At 68.5% G+C, this 23,273-nt stretch carries 27 protein-coding genes and 1 tRNA gene; 13 read left to right on the top strand and 15 right to left on the bottom strand.

Annotated elements, in window-relative coordinates; genetic code table 11:
- Positions 1-9: 9 nt before the first annotated feature.
- Genes PSV00_RS08555 through PSV00_RS08540 form a run of 4 tightly spaced genes read right to left on the bottom strand, consistent with a single transcriptional unit; the run spans position 10 to position 3,932 of the window.
- Positions 10-792 (bottom strand): LOG family protein, encoded by a 783-nt coding sequence (locus PSV00_RS08555; protein WP_300446103.1) that lies wholly within the window; start codon positions 790-792, stop codon positions 10-12.
- Entirely contained in the window at positions 785-2,407 is a 1,623-nt protein-coding gene (locus PSV00_RS08550; protein ID WP_300446102.1) for an MBL fold metallo-hydrolase, read from the bottom strand. The genes PSV00_RS08555 and PSV00_RS08550 overlap by 8 nt, the downstream gene beginning before the upstream one ends.
- On the bottom strand, positions 2,404-3,069 hold the full coding sequence (locus PSV00_RS08545; RefSeq protein WP_300446101.1) for a LysE family translocator: 666 nt from the start codon (positions 3,067-3,069) through the stop codon (positions 2,404-2,406). The genes PSV00_RS08550 and PSV00_RS08545 overlap by 4 nt, the downstream gene beginning before the upstream one ends.
- A complete protein-coding gene (locus PSV00_RS08540; RefSeq protein ID WP_300446100.1) occupies positions 3,069-3,932 on the bottom strand; it encodes a universal stress protein in 864 nt (287 codons plus the stop codon). Before PSV00_RS08540 ends, PSV00_RS08545 begins: the two co-directional genes overlap by 1 nt.
- A 145-nt stretch (positions 3,933-4,077) precedes the next feature.
- On the opposite strand from PSV00_RS08540, the gene PSV00_RS08535 reads away from it, so the two are divergent.
- On the top strand, positions 4,078-4,383 hold the full coding sequence (locus tag PSV00_RS08535) for a hypothetical protein (RefSeq protein ID WP_300446099.1): 306 nt from the start codon (positions 4,078-4,080) through the stop codon (positions 4,381-4,383).
- A 39-nt stretch (positions 4,384-4,422) separates the two neighbouring features.
- Here PSV00_RS08535 and PSV00_RS08530 read toward each other — a convergent pair whose 3' ends face one another.
- From PSV00_RS08530 to PSV00_RS08515, 4 genes are read right to left on the bottom strand one after another with little or no spacing between them, the layout of a single operon-like run.
- Positions 4,423-4,935, bottom strand: a complete 513-nt coding sequence (locus PSV00_RS08530) for a pyridoxamine 5'-phosphate oxidase family protein (RefSeq protein ID WP_300446098.1) — start codon at positions 4,933-4,935, stop codon at positions 4,423-4,425.
- A gap of 32 nt (positions 4,936-4,967) precedes the next feature.
- A complete protein-coding gene (cydX, locus tag PSV00_RS08525; protein ID WP_300446097.1) occupies positions 4,968-5,126 on the bottom strand; it encodes a cytochrome bd-I oxidase subunit CydX in 159 nt (52 codons plus the stop codon).
- Between the two features lie 21 nt (positions 5,127-5,147).
- Positions 5,148-6,296 (bottom strand): cytochrome d ubiquinol oxidase subunit II, encoded by a 1,149-nt coding sequence (cydB, locus tag PSV00_RS08520; protein ID WP_300446096.1) that lies wholly within the window; start codon positions 6,294-6,296, stop codon positions 5,148-5,150.
- 24 nt (positions 6,297-6,320) lie between these two features.
- The gene (locus PSV00_RS08515; protein ID WP_300446208.1) at positions 6,321-7,892 is read right to left on the bottom strand and encodes a cytochrome ubiquinol oxidase subunit I; all 1,572 of its coding nucleotides are present in this window, start codon (positions 7,890-7,892) and stop codon (positions 6,321-6,323) included.
- 124 nt (positions 7,893-8,016) lie between these two features.
- On the opposite strand from PSV00_RS08515, the gene cydD reads away from it, so the two are divergent.
- Positions 8,017-9,639, top strand: a complete 1,623-nt coding sequence (cydD, locus tag PSV00_RS08510; protein ID WP_300446095.1) for a thiol reductant ABC exporter subunit CydD — start codon at positions 8,017-8,019, stop codon at positions 9,637-9,639.
- A complete protein-coding gene (locus tag PSV00_RS08505; RefSeq protein ID WP_300446094.1) occupies positions 9,636-11,285 on the top strand; it encodes an ATP-binding cassette domain-containing protein in 1,650 nt (549 codons plus the stop codon). The genes cydD and PSV00_RS08505 overlap by 4 nt, the downstream gene beginning before the upstream one ends.
- A gap of 5 nt (positions 11,286-11,290) precedes the next feature.
- On the opposite strand, the gene PSV00_RS08500 is transcribed toward PSV00_RS08505, so the two are convergent.
- Positions 11,291-12,028: a helix-turn-helix domain-containing protein gene (locus tag PSV00_RS08500; protein WP_300446093.1), complete on the bottom strand. Its 738-nt coding sequence runs from the start codon at positions 12,026-12,028 to the stop codon at positions 11,291-11,293.
- Positions 12,029-12,138: 110 nt separating this feature from the next.
- Here PSV00_RS08500 and PSV00_RS08495 point away from each other — a divergent pair, with 110 nt between their 5' ends.
- Positions 12,139-12,567, top strand: coding sequence for a hypothetical protein (locus PSV00_RS08495; RefSeq protein ID WP_300446092.1), 429 nt, complete (start codon positions 12,139-12,141; stop codon positions 12,565-12,567).
- 70 nt (positions 12,568-12,637) lie between these two features.
- Entirely contained in the window at positions 12,638-12,760 is a 123-nt protein-coding gene (locus PSV00_RS08490) for a hypothetical protein (protein WP_300446091.1), read from the top strand.
- 35 nt (positions 12,761-12,795) lie between these two features.
- On the opposite strand, the gene PSV00_RS08485 is transcribed toward PSV00_RS08490, so the two are convergent.
- Positions 12,796-13,191 (bottom strand): cytochrome c, encoded by a 396-nt coding sequence (locus PSV00_RS08485; RefSeq protein WP_300446090.1) that lies wholly within the window; start codon positions 13,189-13,191, stop codon positions 12,796-12,798.
- A 115-nt stretch (positions 13,192-13,306) separates the two neighbouring features.
- On the opposite strand from PSV00_RS08485, the gene PSV00_RS08480 reads away from it, so the two are divergent.
- The 4 genes from PSV00_RS08480 to PSV00_RS08465 are packed head-to-tail and all read left to right on the top strand — an operon-like array spanning position 13,307 to position 16,632.
- Entirely contained in the window at positions 13,307-14,125 is an 819-nt protein-coding gene (locus PSV00_RS08480; RefSeq protein ID WP_300446089.1) for a universal stress protein, read from the top strand.
- Between the two features lie 19 nt (positions 14,126-14,144).
- A complete protein-coding gene (locus PSV00_RS08475) occupies positions 14,145-14,513 on the top strand; it encodes a hypothetical protein (protein WP_300446088.1) in 369 nt (122 codons plus the stop codon).
- Positions 14,514-14,528: 15 nt separating this feature from the next.
- Positions 14,529-15,113 carry an NAD(P)H-dependent oxidoreductase gene (locus PSV00_RS08470; protein WP_300446087.1) on the top strand — a complete coding sequence of 195 codons (585 nt, stop codon included), beginning with the start codon at positions 14,529-14,531 and terminating at the stop codon, positions 15,111-15,113.
- A 4-nt stretch (positions 15,114-15,117) separates the two neighbouring features.
- On the top strand, positions 15,118-16,632 hold the full coding sequence (locus PSV00_RS08465; RefSeq protein WP_300446086.1) for an acetyl-CoA hydrolase/transferase family protein: 1,515 nt from the start codon (positions 15,118-15,120) through the stop codon (positions 16,630-16,632).
- A 15-nt stretch (positions 16,633-16,647) separates the two neighbouring features.
- Here PSV00_RS08465 and PSV00_RS08460 read toward each other — a convergent pair whose 3' ends face one another.
- Both PSV00_RS08460 and PSV00_RS08455 read right to left on the bottom strand, forming a co-directional pair.
- Entirely contained in the window at positions 16,648-17,271 is a 624-nt protein-coding gene (locus tag PSV00_RS08460) for a response regulator (protein ID WP_300446085.1), read from the bottom strand.
- On the bottom strand, positions 17,268-18,332 hold the full coding sequence (locus PSV00_RS08455; RefSeq protein ID WP_300446084.1) for an ATP-binding protein: 1,065 nt from the start codon (positions 18,330-18,332) through the stop codon (positions 17,268-17,270). Before PSV00_RS08455 ends, PSV00_RS08460 begins: the two co-directional genes overlap by 4 nt.
- 471 nt (positions 18,333-18,803) lie before the next feature.
- Between PSV00_RS08455 and PSV00_RS08450 the strand changes: the two genes are divergently transcribed.
- The 3 genes from PSV00_RS08450 (at position 18,804) to PSV00_RS08440 (ending at position 20,357) form a co-directional block, all read left to right on the top strand.
- Positions 18,804-18,929 carry a hypothetical protein gene (locus PSV00_RS08450; RefSeq protein WP_300446083.1) on the top strand — a complete coding sequence of 42 codons (126 nt, stop codon included), beginning with the start codon at positions 18,804-18,806 and terminating at the stop codon, positions 18,927-18,929.
- Positions 18,930-19,315: 386 nt separating this feature from the next.
- The gene (locus PSV00_RS08445; protein WP_300446082.1) at positions 19,316-19,522 is read left to right on the top strand and encodes a hypothetical protein; all 207 of its coding nucleotides are present in this window, start codon (positions 19,316-19,318) and stop codon (positions 19,520-19,522) included.
- 238 nt (positions 19,523-19,760) lie between these two features.
- Positions 19,761-20,357: a hypothetical protein gene (locus tag PSV00_RS08440; protein ID WP_300446081.1), complete on the top strand. Its 597-nt coding sequence runs from the start codon at positions 19,761-19,763 to the stop codon at positions 20,355-20,357.
- Positions 20,358-20,490: 133 nt separating this feature from the next.
- Here PSV00_RS08440 and PSV00_RS08435 read toward each other — a convergent pair.
- Positions 20,491-20,567 (bottom strand) — tRNA-Arg (locus tag PSV00_RS08435).
- 155 nt (positions 20,568-20,722) lie between these two features.
- Here PSV00_RS08435 and PSV00_RS08430 point away from each other — a divergent pair.
- Positions 20,723-22,000, top strand: a complete 1,278-nt coding sequence (locus tag PSV00_RS08430) for a hypothetical protein (protein WP_300446080.1) — start codon at positions 20,723-20,725, stop codon at positions 21,998-22,000.
- An 89-nt stretch (positions 22,001-22,089) separates the two neighbouring features.
- Here PSV00_RS08430 and PSV00_RS08425 read toward each other — a convergent pair whose 3' ends face one another.
- Complete coding sequence (locus tag PSV00_RS08425; RefSeq protein WP_300446079.1) at positions 22,090-22,884, bottom strand: SDR family oxidoreductase; 795 nt, start codon at positions 22,882-22,884, stop codon at positions 22,090-22,092.
- Between the two features lies 1 nt (position 22,885).
- On the bottom strand, positions 22,886-23,188 hold the full coding sequence (locus PSV00_RS08420; protein ID WP_300446078.1) for a 4a-hydroxytetrahydrobiopterin dehydratase: 303 nt from the start codon (positions 23,186-23,188) through the stop codon (positions 22,886-22,888).
- Positions 23,189-23,273: the final 85 nt, after the last annotated feature.

The raw sequence follows: 23,273 nt of genomic DNA, 5'->3' as shown, positions 1-23,273 counted from the left end.
CCCGGTGCCTCAGGGCACCGGGGCGTAGTCGGACGGCGGATGCGGCTTGAGCCCGCCGTCCAGCAGCGCCTGCCAGGTCTCTTCAGCGGTTTCCGCGAAGCGAAACAGGTTGAGATCCGAAGCCGCAATCAGGTCATTGGCGACGAGGGTCTCAAAGCCGACGACCGACCGCCAGTGCGCCTCGTCGACCAGGACCACCGGGATCGGCGGCGACTTTTCGGTCTGGCGCAGGGTCAGGATCTCGAACAGTTCGTCAAAGGTGCCGAAACCGCCGGGAAAGATCACCAGGGCATTGGCGCGCATGGCCAGATGCATCTTGCGCATGGCGAAATAGTGGAAGCGGAAGGTCAGGTCCGGCGTCGACCAGGCGTTGGGTTCCTGCTCATGCGGCAGGGTGATGTTGAAGCCGATCGAAGGGGCCCCGACCTCGGACGCGCCGCGGTTGGCGGCCGCCATGATGCCGGGCCCGCCGCCGGTGGCGATGACGTTGTCCCGGACCTGGCCGATGTCGCGCATGGCCCCGCCGAGTTGCGAGGCGACAGCCCCGAAGCGGCGCGCCTCGGCATACCAGCGGGCGTGATCGGGAGGTCCGTCCTCGCGCACCCGGGCACTGCCGAACACCACGATGGTCGAGCGGACGCCCCAGGCCCGCAGCGCCTGGTCGGCCTTGGCGAACTCCAGCTGGAAGCGCACGCCCCGCATGGAGTCACTGAGCAGGAAGTCCGTATCCAGAGCCGGCAGCCGGTAGGAGGGCGAGGCCTGCTGGGCCCCGTTGGACGGATGATCAGTCATGGGCCCGGTCTCCCGATGTCGCGGCGGGTGGCGCGGTCAGCAGGGCCGCCTTCATCGCCGCGATCACGGCCAGACGCTGTTCGTCGTCCGCCAGGGCCTGCAGGGATTCGTTCATCGTGCTGAGCAGGTCGGCCCGGGCATTGTACCAGTCCGGTCGGGTCGCCGCCCCGGGCAGCATCCGCGCCGCCCGCCCCTCGACCAGGGTCGCCGTCTCCCGCGTCAGGGCGAAGGTCTGGTCCAGTTCGGGCGCGATCACTACCCCGGCCGCCCCCCCGGCCGCGACCAGATGGCCGGACAGGGCGGCCACCGCATCCGGCTCGCCATGGGCCAGAAAGACCTTGCCGGTGACCGGGCCGCGGGCCTGGAACCAGGCCACCAGGGCCGAGGCGTCGGCATGGCCGGAATAGACGTCCAGGGTGCGGATCCTGGCATGGACGCGGATATCGTCGCCCTGGATACGCACCTGGCTGGGCGAGGCCATCAACAGCCGGCCCAGGGTCCCGGCCGCCTGAAAACCGGTGATCAGCAGCGTGGTCTCGCGCCGCCACAGCAGCCGTTTCAGATGTTTGCGGATCCGGCCCGCATCGCACATGCCGCTACCGGCGAGGATGACATGCCAGTCGCGCAGCCGGTCCAGCCGGTCGCTCTCCTGATAGCGCCGCAGATAGTGCAGCCGCGTCGCGTGGCGCAGCACCAGATAGGGATTCTCCGAGGCGTCGATGTTCCAGCCGCGCTGCAGGAAGACCTCGGTCGCCTCGATGGCCAGCGGCGAGTCGAGATAGATTTCCCCGGCCAGTTCGGGCTCCGCCTCCATCACCGCCAGCAGGTCGAGGATCAGGTCCTGGGCCCGGCCAACGGCAAAGGTCGGCATCAGCAGCGGGCCGCCGGCGGCCCTGGCCAGACGCAACTCCTCGGCGAGGGCGGCGCGCCGTTCGACGAGGTCAAGATCGACGCGCTCCCGGTCGCCATAGGTGGCCTCCATCACCAGATGGTCGACCCCGACGGGCCCGTCCGGGGCCGGCAGGAAGGGCTGGTGACCGGAACCAAGATCGCCCGAGAACAGCAGCCGCACCGGCTTGCCCCCGTCCTCGATGACCAGTTCAACCGAGGCGGCCCCCAGCAGATGTCCGGCGGGCCAGTAGCGGGCCGTGATCCCCGGTACGACCTCGACCTCCTCACTGAATTTCACCGTCTCGAACAGGCGCAGGGTCGGCTCGACATCGGCGGTCGAATAGATGGGTTCGACCCGCGGCAGGCCGCGGCGTTCGTTGCGACGGTTCAGATGGGCGACATCCCCCTCCTGGATACCGGCGGCGTCCTCGAGCATCACCGCGCACAGGTCGCGGGTCGGCCGGGTGGCATAGATGGGGCCGCGATAGCCGGCCCGGACCAGCTTCGGCAGCAGGCCGGAATGGTCGATATGGGCATGGGTCAGGAAGACGCCGTCGATGTCGCGGGCCTCGAACGGAAAGTCGCCGTGGTTCAGGGCCTTCAGCGTCTTGGGGCCCTGGAACAGGCCGCAGTCGACCAGGAAGCGGCCGTGATCGGTCTGCAGCAGGGCGCAGAATCCGGTCACGCAACCGGCGGCACCATGGAAGGTCAGGGACAGGCTCATGGGACGGACGCTCCAGCAGGGCTACCGGGGGTGAGGGCCACCCAGACGGCGGCGGCGGCGAGGCCCAGCGCCAGGCCCCGGCGCAGGGTCTTGCGGGCCGGAACCGACAGATGTGCGGCGGCCCCGTCGGTCCCGAAGACGATCGAGAGGTGCACGGCCACGCTGATCAGGATGTGGGTCCCGCCCAGGATTATCATCTGCACCCGGGCGGGGGCGAAACCGGCATGGATGAAGCCGGGCAGGATCACGACATAGAACAGGACGGCCTTGGGATTGAGGACATTGGCGACGATTCCGCGCAGGACCTGGCGGCCGCTCCCAAAGGGGATGATCGGCACCGCCGCACTGCCCGGTCGCTGCGGCAACAGCCCCTCGATCGCCAGCCAGAACATATAGCCGACCCCGGCCCATTTCAGGGCCCACAGGACCGTGGGTGACCCCAGCGGCGTCCGGGTCAGGCCATAGATCGACACGGCCAGATAGAGGCTGAGCCCGATGGTGATCCCGACCACGGTGAGCAGGCCGGCCATCCGGCCCCGCGCCGTCGAGACCAGGGCGAGATAGCCCATATTGGGTCCCGGGGTGAGTTCGATCAGCACCATGGCCAGCAGGAAGGCCGGCAGGATCAACGGGTCGACGGGCCAGAAGGGCGAAACCGGCATCAGTGGGCGAGCAGCAGGCTGGGGCCGTCGACGTCGTCGAGGAAGGCCCGGGTCGCCCCGCCGAAAATCGCCTCCCTGAGCCGCGAATGGCCCCAGGCCCCGGCCACCAGCAGGCCGACGTCATGATCGCGCGTCCCCTTGATAAGGGCCTCACCTGCCGACGGGCCGCTGACCGGAACCGGTCGGCCGGTTCCGACCCCGTGCAGGCGCAGCCAGTCATTGAGCGGTGTCATGCCGGTGGCCCCGTTCGGCGCGACCGCGCCCCGGGGGGATTGCAGCAGGATCAGGTCCGAGCCCATGGCGATCAACGGCAGGGCCCCGTGCACGGCGCGCCCCGCCTCGACACTGCCGTTCCAGGCGATGGCGACGCGGCCGGACAACCGGTCCGGCTTGCCGCGGGCGATCAGCACCGGCGCGCGCTGGTCCAGCAGGACCTGGCCCAGGACGCGGCCGTCGCGTCCGGGCCCGCCCAGATAGTCCTGGCTGACCACCACCAGATCGGCCAGCACCAGGGCGCGCGCCAGGCCCTCGGCCGGCATCACACTGTGCGGATGGACCACCATCCGCGGTCCGCCCTCGCCCTCGCCGAAGACAAGGTCGACATCGGCGGCGGCGGCACGGGCGGCCGAGTCGATCCGCGCCTGGCAGTCACGCTGGGCCTCGGACAGGGCCTGGGTCACCTCCGGCGACAGCGGTGCCCCCAGGGTCAGGCCCAGGGCCACGAGGTCGAGCGCGGCGTCCGGGTGGATCGGCAGGACATGGGCAACGGCATCGTGCTGAACGGCAAGGGCGGCGGCGAAGGCCAGGGTCACCGCGTCTTCGGGGCCACCGCCGGCGAGGGCCATGATGAGTTTGTAGCTCACGACATTCACTCCCGGTTCCACAGCGTCTGCCCGGACCGCCACTGTGTCAAACTGACCTGACGGGCCCGGTCAGGCTTTGATCCAGATCATCGCCGATGGAAAGACGCCGGGTCTTCACTGGAGGTCCCATCCGAGGAGACCGACCATGACCCAATCCGCCGCCGACAAGCTCAACCAGGACGTCCAGGATCTCGTCACGGAGGTGGCCGACAATCTGAAGGCCGCCGCCCAGAAGACCGGCAAGGAGGCCAATGAAGCCCTGCACCGGTCGTCGGAAGCACTGAGCCGGGCCACCGAACGTCTGGTCGGGGAAGCCCGCAAGACCTCGACCGCAGCCGGCAAACAGGTCGTCGACGAGGTCCGCGCCCATCCGGTGACGACTGCGGCCCTGGTCGCCTCGGCCGTCGCCCTGCTGGGCGTCCTGGTCGCGCGCCTCAACGCCGAGAAATAGCGATCCACCCGTGATCGCCGTCCGGGCGGGAGCTGACGGCTAGAACAGCCGCGACACCCCGTCCGGACCCGCCACATCGCCGATCCCCTCGCCGATCGAGAAGGTCTGCGGGCGGCTGCGGCCGTCGGCCACGGCGACCGGGGCGATGATCAGCGGGGCGACATGGATCACGGCGACCGACTCGCCGCTGGGGCAGTAGACATTCACATCAGGATAGCGGGCGGCGACCAGACGGTTGATGCCCGCGATCAGGTCGGGATCCCGCACCTCGGTGGCCCGACCGGCCAGCGACAGGCCAACGGCGTCACCGCGGTCCGCCTCGCTGCGAATGGCGATGGAGACGCGCGGATCGGCCTGGATGTTGGCCAGTTTCTGACTGTCGCGGGCGACGCTCATATAGAGGTTGAGGCCGTCGTTGACGTAGCCGACCGTGGTCACCTGCGGCCAGCCGTCGGGACGGTTGACCCCCAGGGTCAGCAACCGCTGGGAATCCATCAGGGCCACGATCGCCGCCACGGCCCCGCCGTGGATGGGGGTGATGTCCGTCGTCATGCGTGCGTCCTCCGTCAGGCTCCCGGGGCCGGTCAGGGCCGCGGGGTGTCCGTCGCGTCCGGGATCACCGGCTCAGGCTCGGACTGGCCCATGTCGCCCTCGTCGAACAGGCGGAACTCGTGCCAGACGCCATTGAGAACCCCGAAGGCGACGGCGAGGCCGAGGCCGAGAATCCAGGCAAAATACCACATCAGATCAAGTCCTCGGTTCGGTCAGTACAGGTCGGGGTTGGTCTTGAGGGCGGCGGTGCTCGTCCGGCCCCACAGCACCTTATAGACCCAGGCGGTGTAGATCAGGATCAGCGGCAGGAAGACCACCGTGACCCCCAGCATGATGAACAGGGTCAGATGGGTGGAGGAGGAGTTCCACACCGTCAGGCTGGAGGCGGGATCGATCGAGCTGGGCAGGATGAAGGGGAACATCGACAGGCCGACCGTCGAGATGATGCCGATCACCGAAATCGCCGAGCCGGCGAAGGCCAGGGGTTCGGACCGGCGCCACAGGCCGATCAGGGCTGCCACGACGCCGACCAGGCCCAGCACGGGGGCGGCGACCATCCACGGATACAGGCCGTAGTTGTCGAGCCAGGCACCGGGGGCCGAGACCACGGCGGTTCGCAGCGGATTGGACATGCCCGACGGATCGACAGTCCCGACGATACGGAAGCCGAGATCACCCCAGGCCACAAACAGGCCACCGGCGATGAACAGGACGATTCCGAGCAGGCCGGCGACCGTGCCGAAGGTGCGGGCCCGGGCCGCGACCGGGCCGTGCTCGGCCTTGATGCCCAGCCAGGCCGCGCCATGCAACACCAGCATGGCCACCGACAGCAGACCACACAGCAGGCTGAACGGGGTGAACAGACCCAGCAGGGTACCGTCGTAGAAACTGCGCAGGTCACTGTCGAGGCGGAAGGGGGCTCCGATCAGGACGTTGCCGACGGCCACGCCGAACACCAGGGCCGGCACGAAGCCGCCGACGAACAGGGCCCAGTCCCAGAAGCTGCGCCAGGCCTTGCCGGGCCGTTTGGACCGGTATTTGAACGCCACCGGTCGCAGGATCAGCGCCGCCAGCACCAGGAACATGGCCAGGTAGAAGCCGGAGAAGCTGACCGCATAGACGAAGGGCCAGGCGGCAAAGATGGCCCCGCCCCCCAGGATGAACCAGACCTGGTTGCCTTCCCAGGTGGCCCCGACGGTGTTGATCACCATCCGGCGTTCCTCATCGGTCTTCGCGACGAAGGGCAGCAGGGCACCGACACCGAGGTCAAAGCCGTCCGTCAGGGCGAAGGCGATCAGCAGCACGCCCAGCAGGCCCCACCAGATCAGGCGGAGGGTGGCATAGTCGATGGGAAGTTCCATGTTCGGTATCCTGGAGATCGACGGTCAGGCGACGGCGGGCGCGGGGACGGGGGTCGGGGAGTCGGGGTCGGCGAAGGCTTCCTGTTCGGCGAACGGACCCTTCTTGATCGCGTGCAGGATCAACCCGACCTCGACCACGGCCAGCGCCCCGTACAGGACCGTGAAGCCGATGATCGTGCCCCACAGCTGGGAGACGCTCAGGCTGGAGGCCCCGAGGAAGGTGGGCAGCACGCCCTCGACCGCCCAGGGCTGACGTCCGACCTCGGCCAGGATCCAGCCCAGTTCGGTCGAGATCCACGGCAGGGGGATGGCCAGCACGGCCAGCCACAGGAACCAGCGGGTGTCGTGCTTGCGCAGGGTGCACAGCACAAAGGCGGTGGCGAACAGGCCGATCATCAGGAAGCCGATGCCGGCCATGATGCGGAAGGCCCAGAACATCAGCGGCACATTGGGCACGGTGCTCCAGGCGGCCTGGACCACCTGTTCGGGCGTGGCCTGACGCGGGTCGGCGACATAGCGTTTCAGCAGCAGCGCATAGCCCAGGTCGTTGCGGTGGACCTCGAAATCGCCACGGGCGGCGATGTCGGTCGGATCAGCCTTGATCCGCTCGACCGCGTCATAGGCGAGGACGCCGTTCTCGATCCGGGTCTCCGCCGTCGCGACCAGCTGCAGAATGCCCTCGACCGGCGTGTTGATGCTGCGGGTCGAGATCAGGCCCAGGACATAGGGAATCTTGACCTCATAATGGGTTTTGCGGTCCTTCAGGCTGGGAATGCCGAAGGCGGTCAGACCGGCCGGGGCGGGCTCGGTCTCCCACATGGCCTCGAGCGCGGCCAGTTTCATTTTCTGGTTGTCGGTCAGGGCATAGCCGCTCTCGTCGCCGAGCACGACGACCGACAGGGAGGCGGCCAGGCCGAAGGCGGCGGCCACGGTCATCGAGCGTTTGGCGAAGCCGACGTGTTTGCCCTTGAGCAGGTAGAAGGCCGAAACACCCAGCACGAAGACGGCGGCGATCACATAGCCGGCGCTGACCGTATGGACGAATTTGGCCTGGGCCACCGGGTTGAACAGCACGGCCATGAAGTCCGAGACCTCCATCCGCATCGTGTCCGGATTGAAGGTCGAGCCGACCGGATTCTGCATCCAGCCGTTGGCGATCAGGATCCACAGCGCCGAAAGATTGGTACCGAGGGCGACCATGAAGGTCACGAACAGGTGGCCGACCCGGCTCAGCTTGTCCCAGCCGAAGAACATCAGCCCGACGAAGGTGGCCTCAAGGAAGAAGGCCATCAGCCCCTCGATGGCCAGCGGGGCCCCGAAGATGTCGCCGACGTAGTGGCTGTAATACGCCCAGTTCATGCCGAACTGGAATTCCATCGTGATGCCGGTGGCCACGCCGAGGGCGAAATTGATCCCGAACAACAGGCCCCAGAACCGGGTGATGGTCCGCCAGATCGGCCGGCGCGTCATCACATAGATGCTCTCCATGATCACCAGCATGAAGGACAGGCCGAGCGTCAACGGCACGAACAGGAAGTGATACAGCGCCGTCAGGGCGAACTGCAGGCGGGACAGATCGACGACCGCGAGGTCAATCATGGGGCAGGTCTCCTGAGTGCCGATTCGAACGACCGGTTGACGCCCCGTCTAGGGGGCGCTTTAGGTCTGAACCTTGATCTTGATCAAAGTTTACACCGACGCAGGCACTTACCGACAGTCGATGACCACAATTGATGTGACCCCGACCGTCGAACCGAAGCGCTGGCTGGCGGCTGTTGCCCGCCCGTGGCGGCGGCTGAACGGCCTGGCCACGGCCCTGGTCATCGCCGACATCCTGCCAGCCACTGGGTTTGCCCTTGGTCTGGCCATGGCCATCGGGGCCCTGCAGCACACGCCCGCCGCCGCCGTTCCGTGGCTGGCGGTGGCCGGCGTCAGCCTGGCCCTGCGCGGACTGGTCGCACAGGCGGCCGTGATGACGGCCGGTCAGGGGGCCGCCATGGTCAAACGCCGGGTGCGCGGCGACCTGCTGACCCGGCTGTTCGCCGGACAGCGGCCCGCGGGCGACCCGATGACCGCCGTGGTCGACGGGGTCGAGGCGCTGGACGGCTACTATGCCCGGTTCAACCCGGCCCGGCTGGCCGCGGCGGTCGCCCCGGTGGTGGTCATCGCCCTGTGCGCCGTCGCCAGTCCGGTGGCCGCGGGCATCCTGACCCTGACCCTGATCCCCTTCGCCGTCGGCATGATCCTGACCGGCACGGCGGCTGCGGCCGAGAGCCGGCGGCAGTTCCTGGCGCTGGAGCGGCTGTCGGGCCTGTTCCTCGACCGGGTGCGGGCCCTGCCGACCCTGCTGGCCTTCCAGGCCGAGGCTCGCACCACCGGCGAGATCGCCCGCGCCGCCGACGCGCTGGAACGACGTACCGGCCGGGTGCTGAAGATCGCCTTCCTGTCCTCCGGGGTGCTGGAGTTCTTCTCGGCCCTGTCCGTGGCGCTGGTGGCCGTCTATTGCGGCTTCAACCTGCTGCACCTGCTGCCGTTTCCGGTGCCGGAGACCCTGACCCTGTCGCGGGCCTTCTTCGTCCTGGCCATGGCCCCGGAGGTCTATGCCCCGATGCGGCGGCTGGCGGCGGCCTATCACGAGCGCCAGGCGGCCGAGGCCGCGGCCCTGTCCCTGGCCGCGACCGTCACCTCGCCCGAGACCCGCGCCACCCGGCGACCCGTTCCGGCCGGCGCGCCGGCCCCGGCCCTGCGCTTTCGCGGCGTGACCATCACCTATGACGACGGCGTCAGCCCGGTGCGCGACTTCGATCTGGATGTGCCGGCCGGCGCGATCATCGCCCTGGTCGGGCCGAGCGGCTCGGGCAAGAGCAGCCTGCTGCACCTGCTGCTGGGCCTGGCTCCCCTGGCCGCGGGCGAGGTCGAGACCGACGGCCTGACCCTGTCGACGGCCGGCAGTTTCACCGATCGGGTCGGCTGGGCCAGCCAGGCCCCGGTCGTGGTGCCGGGGACCCTCGGCGACAACATCGCCCTGGCCGCGCGCGGGGCCTCGCGTCAGCGGCTGCAGGCCGTCGCGACCCTGGCCGGTCTGGACGGCGACCTCGACCGGATTCTCGACGAACGCGGCGGCGGCCTGTCCGGCGGCGAGCGGCGGCGGCTGGGCCTGGCCCGCGCCCTGTTGAAACCGGCACCGATCCTGCTGCTGGACGAGCCGACCGCCAATCTGGACGCCGCCGCCGAAGCCGCCCTGCTGCCGGTGATCCAGACCGCGGCGCGCGGCCGCACGACCCTGATCGCCACCCATTCGGCGGCGGTCGCCGCCCTGGCCGATGTCGTGGTGCAGCTGTGACCGGTGTCGCCCGCTTCCGCCGGCTGATGCGCGAACAGCGCCGCCGGCAGGGCGGCCGTCTGGCGCTGGCGGCGGCGGCCGGGGCCGTGGTCACCGCCGCCTCGGTGCTGCTGCTGGGCCTGTCCGGCTGGTTCATCACCGGCGCGGCCCTGGCCGGGGTCGCCGGGGGCGCGGCCATCGGGGCCTTCAACTATCTGCTGCCCAGTGCCGCGATCCGCTTCCTGGCCATTGCCCGGACCGGTGCCCGCTATGTCGAACGGGTCAGTGGCCATGCGGCGGCCCTGAAGGCCCTGGCCCGGTTACGGCCGGCCCTGTTCGACGGACTCGCCGCCGCATCGCCGGGCCGGGTGCGGGCCCTGTCCAGCGGCGAGGCCTCGGCCCGGATGATCCAGGACGTGGATGCGATCCAGACCCTGTTCGTGCGGTTGAGCACACCTTGGGCCGCCGGGGCGGGCGGGGCCATCGCCATCGCCCTCGCCGGACTGGCCGGATCCGGGGCGGCCATCACCGTTGGGATCGGGACCGGGTTGGCGGTGCTGGGCGCACTGGCGATCGGCCGGCTGGCCGCCGACCCTGCCGGTGCCCGGGTGCAGGTCGCGACCGGCCGGTTCAAGGACCGGTTCTCGGCCCTGCAGGCCGCCGCGCCGGAATTGCGCGCCTATGGGCTGGAGAGCTGGGCGGTCGAACAGATCGCCGCCGAGGCCCGGACCCTGGACCGCCGCACCATCGACGCCGCCGCCGCGGCCGGCTGGATGACCGCCTGGCAGGGCATGGTCACGGGAGGTACGGTCATCGGGGTGGTGCTGGTCTCCGCCGGCAGCCCCCTGCCGCTGGTGACCCTGGCCGCCCTGGCTGCGGTGACCGGGATCGAGGCCGCCGGGGCCCTGGTGGCCAGCTTCCGTCAGGCCGGGGCCGCCGCCGAGGCGGTCCGGCGGCTGGGAGAGGTGCTGGACGACCCGGTGGCGGAGACCGGGACCGTGCCGACCGGTGATGCGGTCACCCTTGTCGCCCTCGACCTGACCCTCGCGGCTGGACGGCGGCTGGCGGTCACCGGCCCCTCCGGCGCGGGCAAGACAACCCTGATCGAACGACTGATGGCCCTGCGCGACCCGGTTACGGACGAGTTGCGTCTGGGAGACGTCGACCTGACCCACGCGGATGTCCGCGGTGTGCGGGCGCGGTTCGCCTATGCGGCCCAGGACGTGCGGCTGCTGGCGGGAACGGTTCGCGACAACCTGACCCTGGCCCGCGCCGACGCCGGCGAGACCGATCTGTGGGCGGCGCTCGAGACCGCTGATCTGGCTGATCGGGTGCGGGCCATGCCCGCCGGCCTGGATACGCCCCTGGGCGACAACGGCGAGCGGCTGTCCGGCGGCGAACGGCGGCGGCTGGGTCTGGCCCGGGCCTGCCTCAGGCATGCCGCCTGGCTGGTGCTGGACGAGCCTACCGAGGGGCTGGACGCAGCAACCGAAGCCCGGGTGCTGGAGCGGCTGGACCAGAGACTGGCCGCCCTCGGCCAGGGGTTGATCCTGGTCAGCCACCGCCCCGCCCCCCTGGCGCTGTGCGACCGGACGCTGGTTGTCACCGGCCTGGCGGCAGACGGGCGGATCCTGATGGAGTCGATGCCGGCGCGCGTCGCCGCCTGACGGGTTCAGCCGACCCCGTCGGCCAGAGCGCGCAGGACCTCGGGTTGTTCGACCCGCAATTCCGACAGGGAGACCAGGCGGATCACACCCTGGGTCTTGAGCCGGGTCAGGACCCGGCTGACCGTCTCGATGGTCAGACCCAGATAATCGGCGATCTCGGCCCGGGTCATCGGCAGGTGGACATGGCCCGGAGGGATGGTCCGGGCCGGATCGTGCGAAGGCAGGTCCAGCAGGAAGGTGGCGATCCGTTCCAGCGCCGTCTTGCGACCCAGCAGCAGCATCTGGCTCTGGGCCGCCGCCAGCTCGTGATTGGCCCGGTCGAACAGGGTGGCCTCCAGCGTCGGGCAGTCGCGGATCAGGGCCCGGTATTCGGTCTTGCGGAAGCGGCAGGCCGTGGCCGGTTCGACCGCCTCGGCCGAAAACACATAGGTGTCACCGGTGGCCAGGCCGAGAAAGTCGCCGGTGAACAGGAAGCCGGTGATCTGGCGTCGACCGTCGGCCAGCAGCTTGTAGACCCGCACCGAACCTGAGGTGATGTTGAAGACGTGCCGGGCGGGATCGCCCTCGCGGATCAGGACCGATCCGGCGGCGAAGCTGGCATGTTCGGCCATGGCGTCGAGCCGGCCCAGGTCGGTGTCGTCAACACTGCCGCACACGCTGAGCGCGCGCGCGCCGCAGGTGTCGCAAGCTATGCTGCTGCTTCGCCTGAAACAGTTGGACGGAAAGGTTCTGATTTCCAGCATGGGTCAATCCTGGCCTTGATGATCAATCTAAGCGGGATCGGGGGGAACTGCAAACGTAGCTTTTGACAGAGATCAAGGCGGAGCCGGTGAAAATTCCCTGGATAGGCAAAATGCCTATCGTATCCGTTCGACATCTTGTCGCCGACGACATTGACGACGCCTATGTGCTGGTGCGTCTGGGCTATGCTGATCTGTCGCAGGCCGACTGGCGCAGCATGGCCCTGCATCGGATCGAGGCCGATCCGGCCACCGGCGGCATTCTGACGGCCCGCGACAGGACGGGCCGCCTGCGCGGCCTGCTGCTCTATGCGATTGCACCCAAATTCGCCGGCCGACCCAGCTTGCAGATCGACCGGCTGATCAGTTTCGACCTGCTGGATCCGACGGCTGTCGCCGATGCCCTGATCGCCGAGGTTCTGCGCGTGGCCGAGATTCGCGACTGTGACAGCCTCAGCCTGGTGCGGCCCATGGACACCCCGCCGGACACGGCCGCCCTGGTGCTGGCCTCGGGGGCCACGGTGCTGCACCGGGTGTTCTGACAGGCTTGACCTCGATCAATGCGGATGAAGTCCCGGCGCGATTTTCTGGTGCCACAACAGGAGAACCGCCATGCCTGCCCAGGTCGTCCCCATCATCATCGGAACCGTCGCCGTCTTCGCCGCCTTCATCATCGCGGTGGGCTGGGCGGCGCTGAAGACCGCCCTGCCGCGACGCCGTGACGATCCGTCCTGAGCGGCAGCGTTGACGCGCGGGCCCGGCCGCCGTCCCTAGCGGGCGCTGCGGCCGGTGTCCTCAAGGCTCTCGAGATAGGCGATCAAATCCCGGACCTGCTCGGGCTCGAAGGTGAATTCGGGCATCTCCGGATGGGCCGTGACCAGACCTTCCGCGAAGGATTCCTGCAGGCTGCTGACCGGATAGCGGCGGCCCAGCTCGCGGAAGGGCGGGGCCATGGCCAGCGGACTGTCGCCCACAGGCCCGACGGCATGACAGGCGACACAGCGCGTCCGGACCAGGGCGGCCCCCCGGGCGACAGACCCGCCCATCGACGAGTCGGTCACGGCGATCGCTGACCCGGCTCCCGGGCTCGCGGCATCCGTCGCCGGCATCGGGGCGGTGGTGCAGCCGGCCAGCAGGGCCAGGGCGATGAATTTCACTGGTGACATGATCGGTTCCCTCACTTGATATCCTTGTCCCATACGGGACCGGCAGCGGCATTGATCCCGATCAATGCGGCGGCGACCGCGACCCGGTCTGATGGAAAGGAACAGGAGCCCCGCCATGAGCTACAAGACCCTGATGGTCTATGCCGACGAAGGTCTGGACAGTGATACCCGCATCGCCCTGGCCTGTGACCTGGCAAAGGTCTTCGAGGCCCGGCTGATCGGCGTGTCCGGCAGCGCCCCGGTGCCGCCGCCGGTCGGCGACCCCTATCTGGGCGGGGCCATGATGGGCGAGGCCCTGACCCTGTACCGCGACCTGGCGGAGGCCAATGTGACGCGCGCCGAGACCCGGTTTCACGAACTCGCCGACGGTGAATGGCGCGGGCACATCGGCTTCCCGGCTGAACTGATGATCGAACAGTCGCGCGCCGCCGATCTTCTGATCCTCGGTCGTCGCACCGACCGGGCACCGTTCTACGGCCCCGACCCGGCGGATGTGCTGATGGCCGCCGGCCGCCCGGTCATGGTGGTGCCGCCGGCCGCGCCCCGCACGCCGATCGGCTGGCCGGCGGTGATCGCCTGGTCCGACAGTCGCGAGGCCCGGCGCGCGGTGGCGGCCGCCGTACCGATGCTGCGCCAGACCGGCACCGCCCATGTACTGGAAATCTGCGACGACGAGGATACGGCCGAAGCCCGGGCCCGCCTCGCGGACGTCGTGGCCTGGCTGGGCCGTCACGGTATTGCCGCCGAGGGTGCGGTTCGCGGGCGGGGCGAGGAGTCCTGCGCCGATGCCATCCTGAAATTCGCCGACGAAAAATCCGCCGGCCTGATCGTCGCCGGCGGCTACGGCCATGCCCGACTGCGGGAATGGGCGCTGGGCGGGGTGACCCGGGCCCTGCTCGACCACAGCCCCGTCTGCCTTCTGCTCAGCCATTGATCCCGAAAAGGAATCGTCCATGTCCGCCTTCCAGCATATCCGGCTTGAACTGGCCCGTGATGCCGACCACCCCCACGGCGACGGCGGGTCCGGCTATGACCTTGTGGCCCCGCTGGATGCCGAGGGCCGGCTGGACCTGGCCGCGCTGAACGCCGAGCCGGAACGCTGCCACGTGCGCCGCTTCGTCGATGACGCGACGGTGGCGACCGGCCAACTGCGCCACACCACCGGCGACCGCTGGATCCTCGATCTCGATCCGGGTGACACCGAGGACGTGACCGGCTTCCGCCTCGGCGAGGAGACGTTCGTCCTCGGCGAGTATGTGTCGCTGATGACCGCCAGCGGGACCCAGCACACCTATACCGTCAAGCGTCTGCAGCCCGTCTGATCCCCGGGAGGCCCCGTGTCGCAACGCATCGCTCTCATCGACGGCCACCCCGATCCGGACGCGACCCGGTTCGGCCATGCCGTGGCTGACGCCTATGCGAGCGGGGCCGAACAGGCCGGGCATGAGGTCCGGCGTATCCGCCTGGCCGACCTGGCCTTTCCGGTCCTGCGCAGCCGGCACGACTGGGAGATGGGCGCGCCGGCACCGACCGTGGCCTCGGTCCAGGCCGACCTGCTGTGGGCCCGGCACCTGGTGATCATCCACCCGTTGTGGCTGGGGGCGGAACCGGCCCTGCTGAAGGCCTTGCTGGAACAGGTGTTCCGGCCGGGCTTTGCCTTTCCGGTCGGGGAGCCGACGCTGCAGGGCGGACTGCTGAAGGGTCGGACCGCCCGGGTCATCGTCACCATGGGGATGCCCGCCTTCGTCTATCGCACCGTCTTTCTATCGCATTCGCTGAAGAGCCTGAAGCGCAACATCCTCGCCTTCGTCGGCATCAGTCCGACCCGGGAGACGCTGATCGGCAATATCGAGGGGATCGGCGCGGCTGGCCGGCGCGACTGGCTGGACCGGGTCCGGCGACTCGGGGCGCGGGGCGACTGACCGGATGATGGGTCATCGTACGGGCAGCGCCGCCCATCAGGCGAAGATCATGTCGGCCGCAGACGCGGCCCGGTTGATCGCACCCGGCACTACCGTGGGGCTGAGCGGCTTTACGGGGTCCGGCTATCCCAAGGCCGTGCCCCTGGCCCTGGCCGCACGGATCGAGGCCGAACACGCGGCCGGCCGGCCCTTCAGACTGCGCGTCTGGACCGGGGCCTCGACCGGACCCGAACTGGACGGGGCCCTGGCCCGGGCCGACGGCATCGAATTCCGCCTGCCCTATAATTCCGACCCGATCGCCCGCGACCGCATCAATCGCGGCGAGATGGAATATTTCGACATGCATCTGAGCCAGGTGGCCCCGGTCGCCTGGCAGGGCTTCCTCGGGCCACTGGACACGGCGGTGATCGAGATCGCCGGCATCCGTGCCGACGGGGCCCTGGTGCCGTCATCCTCGGTCGGCAACAACAAGACCTGGCTGGACCGGGCCGGTCAGGTGATCCTCGAGGTCAATCGCTGGCAGAACCCGGCCCTTCAGGGCATGCATGACATCTATTACGGCACGGCCCTGCCGCCGAACCGGCTGCCGATCCCGCTGATCCGGCCCGACGACCGCATCGGCGAGACCGTGTTCCGTTGTGACCCGGACCGGATCGTGGCCATCGTCGAGACCGAGACCCCTGACCGCAACGCCGCCTTCCCGGCCCCGCAGGCCGACGACCGGGCCATGGCCGGCCACCTGATCGCATTCCTCGAACACGAGGTGAGGAAGGGACGACTGCCGGCCGAACTGCTGCCCCTGCAGTCCGGGGTGGGCAATACGGCCAATGCCGTGCTGGCCGGACTGATGGACGCGCCGTTCGAGAACCTGACCGCCTATACGGAGGTGATCCAGGACGGGATGCTGGCCCTGATCGAGAGCGGAAAGCTGCGGGTGGCCTCGGCCACCGCCTTCTCGCTCAGTCCCGAGGCCGCCCATGACCTGAACCAGCGGATGGACCTGTTCCACGACCGCATCATCCTGCGGCCGCAGGAGATCAGCAACCACCCCGAACTGATCCGCCGGCTGGGCTGTATCGCCATGAACGGCATGATCGAGGCCGACATCTACGGCAATGTGAACTCGACCCACATCATGGGCTCGCGCATCCAGAACGGCATCGGCGGCTCCGGCGACTTTGCCCGCAACGCCTATTTGTCGATCTTCATGGCCGCCTCGACCGCCAAGGGCGGGAAGATCTCGACCATCGTGCCGCACGCCTCGCACGTCGATCATATCAACCAGGACGTACAGGTTATCGTCACTGAACAGGGCCTGGCCGATCTGCGCGGCCTGTCGCCGAAACAGCGGGCCGAAGTGATCATCGCCAACTGCGCCCACCCCGATTTCCGGCCGCAGCTGGCCGACTATTACCGGCGCGCCCGGGCCGGCTCCTACGGCCTGCAGACGCCGATGCTGCCGGGCGAGGCCCTGTCGTGGCACCAGCGGTTCATCGACACCGGCTCGATGCGCGGCTGAACCGCGCGCCGGTCGTCAGGCGTCCCAGCCACGATCGCCCTGGACCTGCAGGCCCATGCGCACGAGGGCCGACAGGCTGGCCGCCTCGGTCTTGACCATGATCTTGGCCCGGAACACCTCAACCGTGCGGGGGCTGATCTCAAGATCCTGGGCGATTTCCTTGTTCGACTGACCGCGGATCAGCCCGTCGAAGACCTGGGTTTCGCGCGGAGTCAGTCGCTCCAGCCGCTCGACGGTGGCGGCGCGGGACTGCCGTTCGGCATTGACGTCGATCAGGCGGGACAGACAGCTCCTGACAGACGCGACGAGCTGAACCGGATCGATCGGTTTCTCGATGAAATCGACGACCCCGGCCTTCATCAGTCGCACGGCCACAGGAACATCGGCATGGCCGGTGACCACCACGACCGGCCAGACGGGGCCCCGCAGTTCCATCACGCGACGGATCAGTTCGCTGCCATCGATACCCGGCATACGCAGATCAGTGACGACACAGGCCATCACATCATCAGGCAGCCGATCGAAGAAGTCGCCACCGCTCTCGAAGCCGCGCGCCTGAAGGCCCTCACCCCGGAACAGGGTGATGAGGGAATCACGGACATCGGCATCATCGTCGATGACAAAGACAGACGGCGTCATGCCGACACTCCGTGTTCGGCGATCCGCGCAAGGCTGAAATGAAAACCGGCTGCGCCCGCAGCGTTCGAAAGTACGGCAAGGCGACTGTCGTGATATTTCAGGATGGTGCGGGTCACCGACAGGCCGAGCCCGCGACCGTCCAGGGCATTGTCCATCGAGGGATGCAGGGTCTGGTTCCATGCGTCCGGCGTCATCCCGGGGCCGGAATCCTCGACCGTGATCTCGTAGTGGTCGGTGGAAATGGATCGCCCCCTGACGGTCACCGTCCGCTCCGTCTGTCCGGCGACAGAGTCAATCGCGTTGCGGACAAGGTTTAGCATCGCCTGCTGAATCTGGATACCGTCGGCCAGGACCCGGTCATCCCGGGCCTCGACCCGGACGGTCACAGCGACCCCCGCCGCCGCGCCCATCGCCTTCACCACGGGCCTGAGCGTCCGCATCAGATCCGAGACCCGCTCCGGTCGTCGCTCGCCCGGGCCCGGGATCAGCCGTTCGCGCAGCAGGCGCAGGATGTCGCCGGCCCGGTTCAACTGGGTCCTGACCAGTTCAAAGGCCGGGACTGCGTCATGGCCCGCTCCGGCCCGGCCCAGCTGGGTCTGGCCCGCCTGGAGATAGGCGGCGGCCGCCGTCAGGGGCTGGGTCAATTCATGGGCGAGGATGGCGGTCATTTCCCCAAGGGCATTGGCGCGCCAGCGTCGGTCGAGCCGGGCCGCAAGCCGGGCGGCCGGGGCCTCCCGCACCCCGTCGGCGATCAGGCTGAGGAGCAGGGCGGCGGCCACCAGGATCAGGCCGTTGGCCGGGCCATCCATCGCGTCGGCGCCGGGCGCGATCAGCAGGGCGGCGGCTATCGACAGGGCCATGCCGGTCAGGACCGTACCGCGCCCCGGCAGGGCCGCCGGGACCAGGGCCAGGCCGACGAGCGGAAGCATCCAGACCCGGTCGCCGGCAAGCGGAACCAGACGCCCGGCCAGGACCAGGACCAGGGCCGCAAACGCCAGACAGAGCGCGACCCATCGTCGGGTCCAAAGATCGCGATACGGGTAGTTGGCGAAAATCAGCATTCGGTGAGTTTTCGGCAGTCCGGCCGCTAGCACAAGAGGCAAGCCTCCGCAGACGGATCATCGGTATCGAACCGGCGCGACTGCCGGGCCGACAGCCCGACCTTCCCGGGCTCCGGGAAGGTCGGGCAACGTCAACGTCACCCACAACGGCCAGGTCTCGGTCGAGGGCCAGGGCTCGGTCGGCGGACTGGGCCTCCTTCTGACCGTCTGTACCCTTCCAGTGCAGGCCTGGGCCCAGGACCCGGCCGCAGAGGCTTCGGAGCCGCCGCCGGTCGTCGGCCCCGCCGGTCTCAATGTCGGCATTGATGCCGGAACCGCCTACGACGATAATATCGCCGTCACCCGCAACGGCGAGGTCGACGATGTCATGGCCACCGTCCGCCCCTGGTTCTCATACCGGATGGGTCCGGAGTCGGAGTCGGCATCGAGGCCACCGCCAGCGACCGGGGCTTCATCCGGGCTGACTATCTGGTGACATCCTACGAAGACTATGACGTTCCGGCGGGTGGCGGGAAATTCGACGATTTCTCCAACACCGAAGCCCAGTTCCGCATCGGTGGGGGGGCGTTTCCGCGCGCCGGCGACGGACACCCCTGACCGCCGGGCCACGGATTTTTCGGGGCCCTATGTCGGGGTTGCGGCCGGCCATGGTGCCCTTGCCAGCGACAACCAGGGGATCCGCAGCGGCGGCACCCTGCTGGACGCGACCCGCAGCAGCCACGGATCCACGCTGGGAGGCTTCGTCGGCTACGGCATCGAGTCCGGACGCCTGTATGCCGGGGTCGAGATCAGGTCGACCTGTCGGGCGTCAACTGGAACATCGAACGGGATCCGAGCGGCAGGATCTATTCGGCCGAGCACGACAAGTCCGCCGTGATCGCGGTTCGGGGGGCCGGTAGCTCAGCGATTCCACCCTGGTCTATGGCCTGGTCGAGGCTGTACGGACGCGTTTTGACATCGATCATGCCACCTCCGGTGTGACCGTGAATGCCCAGGAAATGCGGACAGGCCTGCGCCTGGGGGGCGGCCTCGAAATCGGTCTCGGCGAGCGGGTCCGGCTGCGGCTGCGGCTGCGGCCGGCCTACAGCGTGACCGGCTACGGGGACTATGAACTTGCGTACGGATTCAGTGCCGACCGGTTCGAACACCGGGAAGGCCTGGCAAGCGGCGGCCTGGCCTGGAGACTATGAATGTCGTGTAACGAACAGAGAAAAAGTCAAAATTCCGATAACAATTGACACAAATCAAGGAATGTTCACTTCAAAATTGAAAAGTTGAACAAGGCTAACTGTTTAAACCTCATCATTTGGAGATAAACATGTCTATCAGCAATACAAACATAAAGTTGATGATCGCCCGGTCCGCTGACGATGCCCGGGCGATCATCAACTTTGTCCACGAATACGCCCCGCCTGCGGAGTCTCTGTAATGACCCGCCCCCTGCCCGCCCCCCTCCGGAAAGCCGGGATCCTGGCCTGCCTGGGCGCAGCCCTCGTTCTCACCGGCTGCACGACCCCGGGCTCAATCTATCATCCAGCCCCGGCCGGCGTCCAAAACGCTACCGGCTATTCAGAGGTGCGGCTCGCGCCGGACCGCTACCGGGTCACGTTCTCGGGCAACAGCTTTACCTCCCGCGATACGGTGGAGGGCTATCTGCTCTACCGTTCGGCCGAACTGACCCTGCAGTCCGGATATGACTGGTTCCGGGTCATCGACCGGGAGGTGGAGCACCAGACAACCCGGCCCGGGACTCCTGATCCGCTCTACAGTCCTTGGTACGGGTCGAGCTACCTCTACTGGCGGCCCTACTGGCGCTACTACGGGCCACGCAACGGCTGGCGCAACTGGTACCCCTACGGAAGCGATCCGTTCTGGGCCACGAGCATCGACATGCGGACCGTGGAACGGTTCGAGGCGTCGGCCGAAATCGTCATGGGCCGGGGTCCCCTGCCTGCCGGCGACGGGCACGTCTTCAGTGCCCGGCAAGTGATCGACCGGCTGGGTCCGACCGTCAGCCGACCCTAGGACCAGACGCAGCCAGAGCCGCCGGCGATCGCGCATCGCCGGCGGCTTTCGTTGCGACCGCCGCCGCCCGCCGACGCGGGCAGGACGGACCGCGCCGGTCGTCGGCGTGTCAGTCGTTCGTACTGAAGAGAAATGGCGCACCCGACAGGATTCGAACCTGTGACCCCTGCCTTCGGAGGGCAGTACTCTATCCAGCTGAGCTACGGGTGCGTTCGGGCGCTACGCGCCGGAGGGCGGTGCTTAGCGCAGGACGGAGGCGGCCTCAATCCCCCATCCGCACCCCGGGGACCGAAGGCCGTCATCGCAGGGCTTGGCCGGGGCACCGGCGGGCCCTAACCTGGGCCGGTCCGCCGTGGAGTCCGCCGATGCGTGTCCTGATCCTGTCCGTCCTGCTGCTGCTCGGAGCCTGCGCCACTGCGCCGATCATCGCCCCCGCCGACAGCCTCGACCGGATCGCCGCCGACTATGTCGCCCTGATCCTCGAGATCGGTGAACACGAGCCGGGCTATGTCGATGCCTATTACGGCCCGCCGGAATGGCAGGAAGCGGCGAAAGCCCATCCGCGCGACATCCCGGCCCTGGCCGAAGGGGCCGTAGCCCTGACGACCCGGCTGAACGCCCTGTCCGTCGCCGGGGCCGACGCCGCCACCGTGCAACGCCGCAAATATCTGCTGGCCCATGTGTCGGCGGCCGCAGCCCGGCTGCGCATGCTGTCCGGCGAGACCATGAGCTTTGCCGACGAGGCCGAGGCCCTGTTCGGCGTCCGGCCCGAACTGGCCCCGCTGTCCAACTACGAACCGGTGCTGGCCGAAATCGACGCCCTGGTCCCCGGCCCGGGGTCGCTGACCGACCGGGTCACGGCCTTCAAGGCCCATTTCGTCATTCCGAAGGACCGGCTGGAGCCGGTGATCAGCGCGGCCATCGCCGAATGCCGGGCCCGCACCGCCGCCCATATCGCCCTGCCGGCCAATGAACGGTTCACCCTGAGCTTCGTCGGCGACAAGGCCTGGTCGGGCTATAATTATTACCTCGGAGACGCGGCCAGCCGCATCGAGATCAATGCCGACTTCCCGATCCACACCGAGCGGGCGATCGATCTGGGCTGCCACGAGGGCTATCCCGGCCACCACGTCTACAATGCCCTGCTGGAACGGACCTTCGTGCGTCAGCGCGGCTGGGTCGAGATGAGCGTCTATCCGCTGTTCTCGCCCATGTCCTTCGTGGCCGAGGGCAGCGCCAACTACGGTATCGACCTGGCCTTCCCCGGCGACGAGGGCACGCGGTTCGAGGCCGAAATGCTGGCCCCGCTGGCCGGGATCGCGGACGCCGACTTCGCGAAAAAGGCCCGGCTGGGGGCGCTGATGCGGCGGCTGGCGCGGGCGGAATACACGATCGCCGACGACTTCCTGTCCGGTCGGGTGGGCCGCGACGCGACCATCGCCCGACTGGCCCAATATTCGCTGACCACCCCGGACAAGGCGGCCCAGCGGCTGCGCTTCATCGAGACCTACCGCAGCTACATCATCAACTACGGCCTGGGTCGCGACACGGTCCAGGCCTGGGTCGAGCGCCAGGGACCGGATCCCTGGGCCGGGATGGAGACGCTGCTGTCGAGCCAGATCCTGCCGGTGGATTTGATGTGAGGGCTTAGGGCTTAGGGCTTAGAAAAGGACGGGCTGGCACTCGCACCCTCAACCCTTCTACCTAAGCCCTACTCCCTAGGCCCTACCTCTCACTGCGCCAGCATGCCGCCGTCGATCTTGAACTCGGCCCCGGTGACGAATTTGCTCTCGTCGGACGCCAGATAGAGGACGCACCAGGCCACATCGTCAGGCTCGCCGATCCGCTTCATAGGAATGCCGCGGGCCAGCTTCTGATGGGCGGTGGCCTCATCGCCGCCCACCATGGCCACGAACGGATCCAGGATCGGGGTCTTGATAAAGACCGGGTGCACCGAGTTACAGCGCACGTTCCAGTCCTGTTTGGCGGCCTCAAGGGCCACGGTCTTGGTGTACATCCACACCGCCGCCTTGGTGGCGTTATAGGCACCCATGCCGGGAGCGGCGGCGAGGCCGGCGACCGAGGAGATATTGATGATGGCGGCCGGGGCGGCGGCGCGCAGATGGGCCATCGCGTGTTTGCAGCCCAGCATGACGCTGTCGAGATTGACCGCCTGGACCCGGTGCCAGTTCTCGAGGGTATCGCTCTCGGCATAGTGGAGTTCGCCGCCGATGCCGGCGTTGTTGACCAGGATCGACAGCCCGCCCATCGCCGCGACGGCCGACTCGACCACGGCGATCCAGTCGGCCTCGCTGGTCACGTCATGGGCAAAGGCAAAGGCCGACCCCGGCAGTTCGGCATTGATGGCCGAGGCCAGGGCCCGGACCCCGTCCAGATTGACGTCGGTCAGGGCGACCTTCGCGCCCTCGCGCGCCAGCATCCAGGCCATGGCCACGCCCAGCCCCCCGGCCGCGCCGGTGATCAGTGCCCGTTTACCGGTGACCCGGCCCTGTCCTGTCGTGCTCATCTCATTGCCCTCCCAGGCGGGCCGCGGTCTCGTCGATGAACCGGGCCATGCGGATGTCGTTGTCGGTGACGCCACCGGCGTCATGGGTGGTCAGCAGGATGTCGACGCGGTTGTAGACATTGGACCATTCCGGATGGTGATCCATCTTGTCGGCCAGCAGGGCCACGGCGGTCATGAAGGCGAAGGCAGCATTAAAGTCGGCGAATTTCAGGGCGCGCGCGATGGCCGGGCGGTCGCCTGGAGCGGCGGCCCAGCCCGGCAGGCCGACCAGGACTTCCGTAAGGTCAAGGGCTTGAAGCGTCATCGGCCGTCTCCTTGTTCAGTCCCTGCCGTATCCCGCCCGCCCCGCCATCACAAGCGTTTGCGGGACCAGGGCGGTCCCGATACGC

This window comes from Brevundimonas sp. (assembly GCF_029945885.1).
Classification (GTDB): Bacteria; Pseudomonadota; Alphaproteobacteria; order Caulobacterales; family Caulobacteraceae; genus Brevundimonas.
This window is presented reverse-complemented; position numbering and strand designations above follow the sequence as displayed.

Bases quoted from the DNA above. Each gene is read 5' to 3' on its own strand.
- PSV00_RS08555 (WP_300446103.1), bottom strand. From the start codon at position 792: ATGACTGATCATCCGTCCAACGGGGCCCAGCAGGCCTCGCCCTCCTAC.
- PSV00_RS08550 (WP_300446102.1), bottom strand. From the start codon at position 2,407: ATGAGCCTGTCCCTGACCTTCCATGGTGCCGCCGGTTGCGTGACCGGA.
- PSV00_RS08545 (WP_300446101.1), bottom strand. From the start codon at position 3,069: ATGCCGGTTTCGCCCTTCTGGCCCGTCGACCCGTTGATCCTGCCGGCC.
- PSV00_RS08535 (WP_300446099.1), top strand. From the start codon at position 4,078: ATGACCCAATCCGCCGCCGACAAGCTCAACCAGGACGTCCAGGATCTC.
- PSV00_RS08530 (WP_300446098.1), bottom strand. From the start codon at position 4,935: ATGACGACGGACATCACCCCCATCCACGGCGGGGCCGTGGCGGCGATC.
- cydX (WP_300446097.1), bottom strand. From the start codon at position 5,126: ATGTGGTATTTTGCCTGGATTCTCGGCCTCGGCCTCGCCGTCGCCTTC.
- cydB (WP_300446096.1), bottom strand. From the start codon at position 6,296: ATGGAACTTCCCATCGACTATGCCACCCTCCGCCTGATCTGGTGGGGC.
- cydD (WP_300446095.1), top strand. From the start codon at position 8,017: ATGACCACAATTGATGTGACCCCGACCGTCGAACCGAAGCGCTGGCTG.
- PSV00_RS08500 (WP_300446093.1), bottom strand. From the start codon at position 12,028: ATGCTGGAAATCAGAACCTTTCCGTCCAACTGTTTCAGGCGAAGCAGC.
- PSV00_RS08495 (WP_300446092.1), top strand. From the start codon at position 12,139: ATGCCTATCGTATCCGTTCGACATCTTGTCGCCGACGACATTGACGAC.
- PSV00_RS08490 (WP_300446091.1), top strand. From the start codon at position 12,638: ATGCCTGCCCAGGTCGTCCCCATCATCATCGGAACCGTCGCCGTCTTC.
- PSV00_RS08485 (WP_300446090.1), bottom strand. From the start codon at position 13,191: ATGTCACCAGTGAAATTCATCGCCCTGGCCCTGCTGGCCGGCTGCACC.
- PSV00_RS08480 (WP_300446089.1), top strand. From the start codon at position 13,307: ATGAGCTACAAGACCCTGATGGTCTATGCCGACGAAGGTCTGGACAGT.
- PSV00_RS08475 (WP_300446088.1), top strand. From the start codon at position 14,145: ATGTCCGCCTTCCAGCATATCCGGCTTGAACTGGCCCGTGATGCCGAC.
- PSV00_RS08465 (WP_300446086.1), top strand. From the start codon at position 15,118: ATGATGGGTCATCGTACGGGCAGCGCCGCCCATCAGGCGAAGATCATG.
- PSV00_RS08460 (WP_300446085.1), bottom strand. From the start codon at position 17,271: ATGACGCCGTCTGTCTTTGTCATCGACGATGATGCCGATGTCCGTGAT.
- PSV00_RS08455 (WP_300446084.1), bottom strand. From the start codon at position 18,332: ATGCTGATTTTCGCCAACTACCCGTATCGCGATCTTTGGACCCGACGA.
- PSV00_RS08440 (WP_300446081.1), top strand. From the start codon at position 19,761: ATGACCCGCCCCCTGCCCGCCCCCCTCCGGAAAGCCGGGATCCTGGCC.
- PSV00_RS08430 (WP_300446080.1), top strand. From the start codon at position 20,723: ATGCGTGTCCTGATCCTGTCCGTCCTGCTGCTGCTCGGAGCCTGCGCC.
- PSV00_RS08425 (WP_300446079.1), bottom strand. From the start codon at position 22,884: ATGAGCACGACAGGACAGGGCCGGGTCACCGGTAAACGGGCACTGATC.
- PSV00_RS08420 (WP_300446078.1), bottom strand. From the start codon at position 23,188: ATGACGCTTCAAGCCCTTGACCTTACGGAAGTCCTGGTCGGCCTGCCG.